The organism is Christiangramia forsetii KT0803, from assembly GCF_000060345.1.
GTDB classification, from domain to species: Bacteria; Bacteroidota; Bacteroidia; order Flavobacteriales; family Flavobacteriaceae; genus Christiangramia; species Christiangramia forsetii.
Map to the genome: position 1 here is coordinate 271109 of NC_008571.1, position 11500 is coordinate 282608.

The following is an 11500-nucleotide window of genomic DNA, read 5'->3' on the forward strand; positions in this document are numbered from 1 at the left end:
AAAATAACTGAATGAAGTCACAGGATATCCGAAAACAGTTTCTCGAGTTTTTTAAATCGAAATCACACACAATAGTGCCATCAGCGCCTATGGTCTTAAAAGACGATCCAACGCTAATGTTTACCAATGCCGGGATGGTGCAGTTTAAGGAGTTTTTCCTGGGCAACTCTGTTGCAAAAAGTAATAGAGTGACCGATACTCAGAAATGTCTTCGTGTGAGCGGAAAACATAATGATCTTGAAGAAGTAGGGCATGATACTTATCACCATACGATGTTCGAGATGCTCGGCAACTGGAGTTTTGGCGATTATTTCAAAGAGGAAGCAATTAGCTGGGCATGGGAGCTATTGACCGAAGTTTATAAAATCTCGCCTGAAAACCTCTATGTTTCAGTTTTTGAAGGAAGTGATGATAGAGATGATCTTGGATTAGATACCGAAGCGCTTGAACTATGGAAAAAGATCGTTCCAGAAGAGCGTATTATCTACGGAAATAAAAAGGATAACTTCTGGGAGATGGGAGATCAGGGTCCTTGTGGCCCGTGTTCTGAAATTCATATAGACATTAGGTCAGAAGAAGAAAAAGCGAAAACTCCAGGTAGAGATCTCGTAAATATGGATCATCCGCAAGTTGTGGAGATCTGGAACCTGGTATTTATGCAATATAATCGTAAAGCCAACGGAGATCTTGAAGAATTACCTGCAAAGCATATTGATACAGGGATGGGTTTTGAGCGTCTGTGTATGGTGCTTCAAAATACCCAGTCTAATTATGACACCGATGTTTTTACTCCGCTTGTTGGCGAAATTGAGGAAATAACGGGTGTCACATATGGCAAGTCTGAGGAGAATAATATCGCGATGAGGGTGATCGCAGATCACGTTCGAGCCGTGGCATTTTCAATCGCAGACGGGCAGTTACCGAGTAATACCGGTGCCGGATATGTAATTAGAAGAATTCTAAGACGGGCTATTAGATATGGCTTTACCTTTCTTAACACCAAAGAACCTTTTATATATAAGTTAGTTCCTGTGTTGAGCGGTCAAATGGGGGCTACCTTTCAGGAATTAAAGTCTCAGCAAAATCTAATCGAAAATGTGATTAGGGAAGAAGAAGCTTCTTTTCTCAGAACACTGGATCAGGGATTGATACTGCTTGAAAATTTAATGAAAGAATCTAAGGATAAAACCATTTCCGGAGAAAAAGCATTTGAACTTTACGATACTTTCGGGTTTCCTATAGATCTTACCGCTTTAATCTTAAAAGAAAATGGCTATGATCTTGATGAAAAAGGTTTTGAAGCTGAACTTAAAAAGCAAAAAGATCGTTCCAGGGAAGCTACTGCGGTAAGTGCAGGTGATTGGATAGAATTGAACCCGGTTGATGAGGAATCTTTTGTTGGTTATGATAAACTTGAAGCAGATGCAAAAATCGCCAGGTATCGTAAAGTAGAGTCCAAGAAGAAAGGGGAAATGTTTCAGGTTGTTCTAAATAAAACACCTTTCTATCCGGAAGGTGGTGGCCAGGTTGGAGATAAAGGAATTCTGATGTCTTCAGATGGAGAAGTAGTTGATGTGGTTGACACTAAGAAGGAAAACAACCAGATCATACATTTTACAAAAAATTTACCAAAAAATACGGAAGCCGAATTTAAAGCGATCGTAAATAAGACAGAGCGTTACAATACAGCTTCTAACCATACTGCTACTCATTTATTACATCAGGCGCTTAGAAGTATTCTAGGGACTCATGTGGAGCAAAAAGGCTCTATGGTACAAAGCGGCTATCTGAGATTCGATTTTTCACATTTCAGTAAAGTTACTGGAGAAGAGCTAGAGAAGGTGGAAAACTTTGTAAATGCCCGAATTCGTGAGCAACTAAGTTTGGATGAGCAGAGAAATATCTCTTACCAGGAAGCAATAGACCAGGGAGCGATTGCTTTATTCGGGGAGAAATATGGTGATTCTGTGAGAGCGATTCGTTTTGGAGATTCTATGGAATTGTGTGGGGGTATTCACGTGAAGAATACTTCAGATATCTGGCATTTTAAAATTTCAGGAGAATCTGCAGTTGCTTCGGGAATTAGAAGGATTGAGGCAATTACCGGTGAAGCAGCCATGAAATACTTTGAAGAGCAGACAAACATTCTTGAAGAGATCAAAAGCGGACTGAAAAATTCCAATGATCCGGTAAAGGCTATAAATAATCTTCAGGAGGAAAATATAAACTTAAAGAGACAAATTGAGAGTCTGCTGAAGGATAAGGCTAAAAACCTTAAATCTAAACTTAAACACGAGGTAAAGTCGATAAACGGGGTTAATTTCCTTTCAAAAAAAGTAGATCTGGATGCAGCCGGTATTAAGGATCTTGCTTTTCAGTTAGGTGAAGAAATTGATGATTTATTTATATTATTTGGTGCAGAACAACATGGGAAAGCGCTACTTTCCTGCTATATATCTAAAGAACTTGTAAAAGGGAAAGACCTTAATGCAGGACAGATTGTTCGTGAACTGGGTAAGTATATCCAGGGTGGCGGTGGTGGCCAGCCATTTTTTGCTACCGCAGGGGGTAAAAATCCGGACGGACTGAATGAAGCATTACAGAAAGCAGAAAGCTTTATAAAATAACATAAAAAATCCCGATAATTCATCGGGATTTTTTAATTTAAGAATATGGATTTTAGAACTAAAGTTCCAATTAAAGAGGGTCGCCCGAAAATTGAGCATTCATCGGGTGTTTTTCTTATAGGTTCCTGTTTTGTTGAAAATATTGGAGCTAAACTGGAATGGTTCAAATTCAGAAATCTTCAAAATCCAACCGGGATTGTTTTTCATCCTTCTCCTATTCGAAGGTTTTTTCAAAGAATGTCTAATCATGAAGAATATCAAAAAAAGCATATTCTTGAATTCAATGACAGGTGGCAATCTCTGGAAGCACACTCAGATATGCGTCGCGATACTGAAGGGGAATGCCTCCAGAATTTAAATTCTGCCTTAAAGAAGAGTAGAGAATTTATTGAGAATGCGACTCATGTGATTATTAGCCTTGGTACTGCCTGGGGCTATGTTTATGAAGGTCAGGAAGAAATAGCGGCGAACTGCCATAAAATTCCGCAGAAAAAATTTAAGAAGGAGCTTTCTTCTATCAACGAGATAGTAAATGATCTTGAGGTAATTGACCATTCTGTTTCGCAAATAAATAATAACGCAAAGATTATCTATACTATTTCTCCTATAAGGCATTTAAAGGATGGTTTTCAGGAAAATCAACAGAGCAAAGCCCATTTAATTGCAGCAGTGCATCAATTCTTAAATTCTAATGCCCAGTCAAACTATTTTCCATCTTATGAAATCCTGATGGATGAGCTTAGAGATTATCGGTTTTATTCTGAAGATATGCTTCACCTAAATCAAGTGGCTATAGATTATATATGGAATTCATTTTCTGAAAAATGGATGTCACAGAACTCATTAAATCTGAACCTGAAAATCGATAAGATTCAGAAAAGTCTTTCTCACCGGCCCCTGGCAGAAAACTCACTGTCTCATAGGAAATTTCTTACGAAATTACAAGTAAAAATCGAGGAAATTCAAAAAAAGCACCCTGAAATTATGTTTTCTTAGCCCTTGCTACTATTAGGATTGTTAAAATTTTATTAATTTGAAAACATAAATTTCACGCTCTATGTTAAATTATTTGTATTTTTACCAGGCAGATCCAATTAATTTACGTCTGTTATTACTATTGTTAACCAGTAATAATGAGATAATTATAAAAGATTTGCTTTCTAAAATTTGTTGGGGTAGATTTTAGAATATACTAAAGGACGGGTGGGGCCGTCCTTTAGTTTTTATAAGATTTCTTTAACTCACTTTGGGTTTTCATTTAACCGTCTCTTCTCTTTTTTTTCTAATTTCCCAGCTTAAACAGATCTTATGAAGAATATTCTAGTGGCCATTTTAATGCTTGCGGTTATTATTTTAGGGTTTATGTATTGGGACCAGAAAAATAATGAGAAAGAAAGTCTGGCAGAAAATTCGGCTCTTATTCAGAAGCAAATTAGAAATGTTGGGAAACTTGTAGTAACAGAAGGAACTTTTTCCCAGGTATTCACCTACAAGAATTCTAAAAGCTTCTATTTTGATGTGCTTTCAGCCCGTAAGAAGGCACTTATTGTTGTGAATGCTGAGGTAAGTATCGCGTATGATTTGAGCAAGTTGGAAATAGAGATAGATGAAGAAGCTAAAAAGGTGGTGATTAAAAGTATCCCTAAAGAGGAAATTAATATTAATCCAAATATTAAATATTACGATGTTACCCAGGATTATCTTAACCAGTTTGAAGCTGAAGATTATAATAAGATCAAATCACGTATTGAAAAAGGGCTTAATGAAAAGATTGAGAAATCTAGCTTAAAAAAGAATGCGAAGAATAGACTGGTTAGTGAACTTCAAAAAATTTATATTTTAACCAGTAGTATGGGCTGGACTCTGGAATATGAGAACCAACCCATTACTAATCCTGAAAATCTTGAAAATATTAAAATTTAAGGAGTAACCATTTTTGTTTCGGTCATTTCTAGACCATCCTCAATTAAATGGGCGACTTCCGGTCTGATTTTTTTTAGTTTCTGAAGATGATCTTTAATTTGCTCCGCTAACTTTGGATCATCCTCTATTGCTAGCTCATAGATCTCCACCGAGAGTAACCAATCTTTAGGATGATGTTTTTTTATGATATCAAATGCAGCGCTAAGGGAAAATTTGGTGTTTTCACCTTTTCTAATATTTCTTACCGATTCATAGAGAGATTCCAGTTCTTCTCTCTCTGCGTTTTTTTTACTTTTTATAGTTGTGGAAGATGGGTCGTGGGTTATAAGATCAAAAGATTCGTGATCTGCAGGTCCTGCAAATGCAGAAATGACCTCTTTCCCTACGGCCATATCATATTTTCCCCATTCTGGCTTAAATAATACCTTTTCATTATAAGTGACCGTGCAATTTTTAAAACTGATCAAAATAATTTTACCCTGGAGGTTTCTGGTTCCGGTAATAATTTCACCTTCAACTTTTACTCCGCCCTCGAATTCAAAACTCACCTTTTCACCTTCATAAATATCATAGGCTCTAAGATCTCTGGGACTCATATCTTCTATAGCCAGATTTATTCCCTTTAATTTGCCAATAGGAGAACCAAATCCTTCCGGATGCGTAGAGACACCATGTCCTACCAGTTCTTTTTCCCTTGTAGAAAGTGCAGTTTTTCCATTAGTTTGAATATAAATCGCTTTTCCCTCATGTTCGATGACATTCGAAAAACTTCCGGAAACTTGAATTCCCGTACTAAACTCAATGGTACCAAGATTTTTGGAGTCAATTAATTTCTGAATTCCTTCCAGTCCGCCTTTTCTTAAAGCCATTTTGTTAGCGAATTCTTCAAGCACAAGGCTTAAATGAGCAAAGTCCGGGGTGACAAAAAGCTGAGGTTGTGGTTTAGTGATATCAAATTCTTTTTTCGCTGCTTCAATGGAGTAAGGGAATTTTTCAACAGCATCTGTCATACAGGATTTGCTTTCGCCAATAGATGATAGTAGTCCTGCACCATAAATTTTCGGGTTTTCCGGAGTTCCTATAAGTCCGTACTCTACAGTCCACCAATGCAAATTTCTAATTTGAGACATTTCACTGGATACTACATCTGCATTTTGAAGATCGTCTACTCTCTTTTCAACTTCTTCGATTTTTTCTTTCGGAGTATCTTCCGCTTCCTTTAAAATAGAAAGCTCACGAATGGCTTCATAAACTTCATAATCATGTGAGCTGGAAATAGCCTTACAGCCAATTTCCCCAAAACGCCTTAGATATTCGGCGTATTCCGGATTGGCGATAATAGGGGCGTGGCCGGCACCTTCATGGATAATATCGGGAGCGGGAGTATATTTTATATGTTCAAGTTGACGTATATCACTGGCGATTACAAGAACATTGTACGCCTGAAACTCCATAAAAGCCGCTGGTGGAATAAATCCATCTACAGCAACCGCAGCCCAGCCAATTTCTTCAAGAATACGATTCATTCCATACATATTAGGAATGCTATCAATTGATATTCCTGTTTTCTTAAGACCTTCCAGATAAGAATCATGAGCGACCTTGCTTAAATAGTCAACATTCTTTCGCATTACATATCGCCAGACTGCCTGATTGATGGAGCTGTAATCATCATAATTTTGAGGCTTTATAAATTGCTGAAGATGGGCCGGTAGCCTATCGAGAATTTCGTTGGATTGAATATTATCTAACATGATTTAATTTAACTAAAACGTTTGCGTTAAAAGTACAAAATTTGAAACAGAATGGGAAGGATAATCATTGGCGACTGCGCATAAAAAAGCCCCAATCAAGGGGCTTAAAAGTTTATTTGTTATTTCTCCATTCCGGGAGGATATTTCTCCATGATCTTCCCAACGATTTCGTTGATTCGTTCCTGTTTTTTATTTACTTCACTGGCAAGAGCAGCTGTACCCATTCCCTGCCAAACCAGTTCTTTTCCTTCAGAATCTATAAGGTCTATATAAAGGGTTCCTTCACTGGTTCTATTCACGGTATTAAAACCGCTTCCCCAGTACCAAGGGTTCCATCCCCAGCCATAGCCGTAATATGGGTAATTGTTCTGATAGATATTAATATTCTCATTCGTCTTTGTAAATATACTTACAAGAAGATCAGGATTTTCAGATTTTGTAAATCCATTTTTCTGCATTTCCGTTTCAATAGCTCTTAAAATTCTTTTTTTGTCAAGATCAGAAATTTCAGCTTTATCTATGCCTGGCTTGAAAAAAGCATAAGTTCCATATTTATTAAAGTCGGCCTCACGATCATAGTCTGAAGCAACTTTTACACTGCTACATGAAGTTAAAACTACCGCAAACAACAGTAGAACTGGAGTAATTCTTAGAAATTTCATAGGTTAGAATTTAAATTTATATAAATTTTAATCCAAAAGATCCTGATCTACTAGGTTGGGAATAGTAACTTTTAATTGCGGATTCATGTTCATTGCGCGTTTGGCTGCGAATATGGCTTCCTCATTCCTTGCCCAGGATCTGCGGGCAATTCCGTTATTTACATCCCAGAATAACATAGATTTTAAACGATCTTCTGATGATTTATCACCTTCAAGAATCATGCCGAATCCTCCATTAACAACCTCTCCCCAGCCAACTCCACCGCCATTGTGAATGCTCACCCAGGTCGCTCCTCTGAAACTATCTCCTATAACGTTTTGTATTGCCATATCTGCCGTAAAGCTCGATCCATCATAAATATTTGAGGTCTCACGGTATGGTGAATCGGTTCCGGAAACATCATGATGATCACGCCCAAGTACTATCTGGCCTATCTCTCCACGGGATATAGCGTCGTTAAAAGCCTTAGCAATCGCTATTCTTCCTTCGGCATCCGCATAAAGAATTCTCGCTTTTGAGCCTACTACTAATTTATTCTCGCGAGCCCCTTTGATCCATTGAATGTTGTCCTGCATTTGCTGCTGAATTTCGGCAGGTGAATTTTCTTTTAATTTGTTTAAAACCTCAGTTGCTATTTTATCAGTCTTCTGAAGATCTTCCTCTTTGCCTGAAGCACAAACCCATCTAAAAGGTCCGAATCCATAATCAAAACACATAGGTCCCATAATATCCTGAACATAACTCGGGTATCTAAAATCTTTCCCATCTTCGCTCATAATATCGGCCTCGGCTCTGGATGCTTCCAGTAAAAAAGCATTTCCGTAGTCAAAGAAATAGGTGCCTCTTTTTGTATGCTTATTAATTGCGGTGGTTTGTCTTCTCAAACTTTCCTGAACTTTCTCTTTGAATTTTTCAGGATTTGAAGCCATCAATTCATTTGCTTCCTCAAAGCCAAGATCAACCGGATAATAACCACCAGCCCATGGATTGTGCAGCGATGTTTGATCGCTTCCCAGGTCTATGTAAATGTCATTTTCAGCAAAATATTCCCAGATTTCTACCACGTTGCCCTGGTATGCTATGGATATCACTTCTTTTCCAGCTTTTGCTTTTTTGACTCTTTCCGCAAGTTCTTCTACATTATCAATAACTTCATCTACCCAGCCTTGTTTATGCCTGGTTTGGGTAGCTTTAGGATTTACTTCAGCACAAATGGTAATACAACCTGCAATATTCCCGGCTTTTGGTTGAGCGCCGCTCATTCCGCCAAGACCCGAAGTCACAAATAATTTCCCAGCTAAGCCTTCACCAGATTTAGATATCTTTCTTCCTGCATTTAAAACAGTAATAGTTGTCCCGTGTACGATTCCCTGCGGACCTATATACATAAAACTTCCGGCAGTCATTTGCCCATATTGAGTTACTCCCAATGCATTGAATTTCTCCCAGTCATCTGGTTTGGAATAATTAGGGATCATCATTCCGTTAGTTACAACAACTCTTGGAGCATTAGCATGGGAAGGGAAGAGACCCATTGGATGACCAGAATACATTGCCAGAGTCTGTTCGTTATCCATCATCGCCAGATATTGCATGGTTAGAAGGTATTGTGCCCAGTTTTGGAATACAGCACCGTTACCACCATAAGTGATCAATTCTTCTGGATGTTGAGCAACTTCAGGATCCAAATTATTCTGAATCATGAGCATGATTCCTTTTGCCTGAACACTTTCCCCAGGGTATTCGTCTATTGGTCTGGCGTAAAAATCATAATCGGGTTTGAACCTATACATATAGATACGACCATATTTTTCCAGTTCTTCCCTGAATTCAGGAAGTAAAGTCTCATGATGTTTTTTGTCAAAATATCTTAATGCATTTTCTAACGCGAGTTTCTTTTCATCGGCATCTAAGATATCCTTGCGTTTGGGAGCATGATTTAAAGATTGGTCATATATTCTTGCTGCCGGTAATTCGTCGGGTATACCTTCAAGTATAAGATCCTTAAAGTTCATTGTATATTATTCTTGAGAGTTGGTTTTCTTGTTATATCCGTATGGGCAATGTCGGCATCCGCTTTCACAGCAATAGCCTCTTTTTAGATGGTATTGTTCAGTAAAACAGCGATAGCCTTCAGGAGTGAGATAATAGTCTCCATCTTCTAACGGGATTCTTTTTTTCTGAAAATTCATACCGCTAAATTACAATTTCTTATCTTGAAAGCATGATTTTGATCGTCAACAAAAGGCTGCTTTCGGGCAGGTTTAAGGGGATAAGTTTGTGGCCCTTTGTGATACTCCAGAATAAGCAGCTGAAGAAAGACGAATATTTTCTGAACCATGAAAAGATACATCTCAGGCAACAACTGGAGCTTCTCGTTTTGTTTTTTTACGTCTGGTATGCCATAGAATTCTTTGTGCGTTATCTGGATTGCCGCGACGGAATGCTTGCTTACAGAAATATCAGTTTTGAAAGAGAGGCTTATCGCAGGGAAAATGACCTTAAGTATCTCAAAAAAAGATCTTTTTGGGCTTTTCGGAAATTTCTTTGATGGAATATTTGGTTACATGCAGAGATATGAGAAGAAAAGTTAGATCAAGAATTTAATTCACTGCGAATGAGTGAAACGACTGAAGCAGTCTCATTATTAAAATTTCAAGCTTGAGTTTGCGGCGCTACGATGCTCTCCGCTCGCAAAGACAGCGATGAAGCAATTAGGTTATTCAAAAATTGATGTGTGTAATTTTGGCTTTTATAAACCACTTAAACTAGTTTTGCAATCATGCAGGACTTTTTTGAAAAAGTAACTTCTGAATCGATTCCAAATGAATTTATCACCGAATTCCCCGGTGGTATTAAGCTTTGGATCAAAAGGGAAGATTTGCTGCATCCTGAAGTTTCTGGAAATAAATTTCGAAAATTGAAGTATAATCTGCTTCAGGCCAAAAAAGAAAATCACGCTAGGATTCTTACCTTCGGTGGGGCTCACTCCAATCATATTTCAGCAACTGCTACGGCAGGTCAATTATTAGGTTTCAAAACCATCGGAATAATCCGGGGTGAAGAATTGGTGAATTCTCAAGAAAAATGGAGTCCGACACTAAAATATGCTGCTTCCTGCGGAATGAAATTTGAATTTATAAGTCGGGAAAAATACCGAAACAAGGATTCCGAAGGATTTCTACAGAAATTAAAACTAAAATTCGATAAATTTTATCAGGTTCCTGAAGGTGGAACTAATGAACTTGCTATAAAAGGTTGCGAAGAAATACTTTCAGAAAAAGATAAAGATTTCAACTATATCTGCGCCTCGGTGGGAACCGGAGGAACTATTGCCGGACTGATCAATTCTTCAGAAGAAGACCAAAAAGTGCTTGGCTTTTCAGCTTTAAATTCAGATTATTTAAAAAATGAAGTTTCAACTTTGGTAAATAAGGGGAATTGGGAGATCATACTAAATTATCATTTTGGTGGTTATGCAAAAGTGAATGCTGAACTGATCGATTTTATGAACGATTTCAGTAAAAAATATAAAATCATTCTGGATCCTCTCTATACAGGAAAGTTAGTTTTTGGTATTTTTGACCTCGTAAAATGCGGATATTTCCCCGAAAATTCTAAAATACTGGCTATTCATACCGGTGGCTTGCAGGGAATTGAAGGAATGAACCGGTTTTTGAAGAGAAAAGATCTGCCTCAAATTATATATTAGTATGAAAATTAGACACCTTTTAGTTCTTTTGTTGATCGTTGTTTTTGCTGCTTCGTGTGGTAGTAAAAAGAAAGTGGTGACCAGAAAGGATAATGTTGAAATGGATAATAGAGGAGAAGAGAATCGTGAAACTCCTGCTGAGGTGGTAGATGATGTGAAAGAGAAGATGCCCCGTAATTCTTATCATTATCGAATTGAAGATTATATCAGGGATTACGCATCTATTGCCCAAGAAGAAATGAAATTATATAAAATTCCTGCAAGTATTACGTTGGCGCAGGGAATTCTGGAATCGGGGGCCGGAAATGGAGAATTAACCAGAAGAGCGAATAATCACTTCGGAATTAAATGTCACGACTGGAAAGGTGAAAAAGTTTACCATGATGATGATCGGCGTGGGGAATGTTTTAGAAAGTATAAACACGCAAAATACTCCTATCGCGATCACTCTTTATTTCTATCTGGACGGGGGCGCTATTCTGAATTATTCGAACTTGATGCAGATGATTATAAAGGCTGGGCCAAAGGTTTGAGAAAAGCCGGTTATGCTACAGATCGCAGGTATCCGGACAAACTTATAGATCTTATCGAAAGATATGAGCTGTACCAGTATGATTCAGGAAAACAGGCGACGAAATATGCGGTAAAACCTCAGGAAACAAAGAATTCTGAAACTCATGTGGTAAGAAAAGGGGATACCTTGTATTCAATTTCAAAAAAATATAATACTTCCGTAGAAGATATTAGAAGAATGAATGGGCTTAATGGAAATACAATTTCTATTGGCCAGGTTTTAAGTATAAAATAATCGTCATTCTGAA

9 protein-coding genes are annotated in these 11500 nt (G+C 37.7%); 5 read left to right on the top strand and 4 right to left on the bottom strand.

Annotation, left to right across the window (positions count from 1 at the left end):
• Window positions 1-11: 11 nt before the first annotated feature.
• The 3 genes from alaS to GFO_RS01125 all read left to right on the top strand — a co-directional run bounded on the left by alaS (window position 12) and on the right by GFO_RS01125 (window position 4550).
• Window positions 12-2627 (top strand): alanine--tRNA ligase, encoded by a 2616-nt coding sequence (alaS, locus tag GFO_RS01115; protein WP_011708156.1) that lies wholly within the window; start codon window positions 12-14, stop codon window positions 2625-2627.
• A gap of 45 nt (window positions 2628-2672) precedes the next feature.
• On the top strand, window positions 2673-3623 hold the full coding sequence (locus GFO_RS01120) for a GSCFA domain-containing protein (protein WP_011708157.1): 951 nt from the start codon (window positions 2673-2675) through the stop codon (window positions 3621-3623).
• A 312-nt stretch (window positions 3624-3935) separates the two neighbouring features.
• Complete coding sequence (locus GFO_RS01125) at window positions 3936-4550, top strand: DUF4230 domain-containing protein (protein WP_011708158.1); 615 nt, start codon at window positions 3936-3938, stop codon at window positions 4548-4550.
• Here the strand turns inward: GFO_RS01125 and GFO_RS01130 are convergent.
• The 4 genes from GFO_RS01130 to GFO_RS17705 all read right to left on the bottom strand — a co-directional run bounded on the left by GFO_RS01130 (window position 4547) and on the right by GFO_RS17705 (window position 9159).
• The gene (locus GFO_RS01130; RefSeq protein WP_011708159.1) at window positions 4547-6304 is read right to left on the bottom strand and encodes an aromatic amino acid hydroxylase; all 1758 of its coding nucleotides are present in this window, start codon (window positions 6302-6304) and stop codon (window positions 4547-4549) included. The genes GFO_RS01125 and GFO_RS01130 overlap by 4 nt on opposite strands.
• Window positions 6305-6423: 119 nt before the next feature.
• Window positions 6424-6966, bottom strand: coding sequence for a DUF4136 domain-containing protein (locus tag GFO_RS01135; RefSeq protein ID WP_011708160.1), 543 nt, complete (start codon window positions 6964-6966; stop codon window positions 6424-6426).
• A gap of 27 nt (window positions 6967-6993) precedes the next feature.
• Window positions 6994-8982, bottom strand: coding sequence for a urocanate hydratase (locus GFO_RS01140; protein WP_011708161.1), 1989 nt, complete (start codon window positions 8980-8982; stop codon window positions 6994-6996).
• 6 nt (window positions 8983-8988) lie between these two features.
• Window positions 8989-9159, bottom strand: coding sequence for a C1orf53 family protein (locus GFO_RS17705; RefSeq protein ID WP_011708162.1), 171 nt, complete (start codon window positions 9157-9159; stop codon window positions 8989-8991).
• Window positions 9160-9749: 590 nt separating this feature from the next.
• Here GFO_RS17705 and GFO_RS01150 point away from each other — a divergent pair.
• Together GFO_RS01150 and GFO_RS01155 are read left to right on the top strand one after the other, a co-directional pair.
• Window positions 9750-10679: a 1-aminocyclopropane-1-carboxylate deaminase/D-cysteine desulfhydrase gene (locus tag GFO_RS01150; RefSeq protein ID WP_011708164.1), complete on the top strand. Its 930-nt coding sequence runs from the start codon at window positions 9750-9752 to the stop codon at window positions 10677-10679.
• Between the two features lies 1 nt (window position 10680).
• Entirely contained in the window at window positions 10681-11487 is an 807-nt protein-coding gene (locus GFO_RS01155) for a glucosaminidase domain-containing protein (protein WP_011708165.1), read from the top strand.
• Window positions 11488-11500 lie beyond the last annotated feature (13 nt).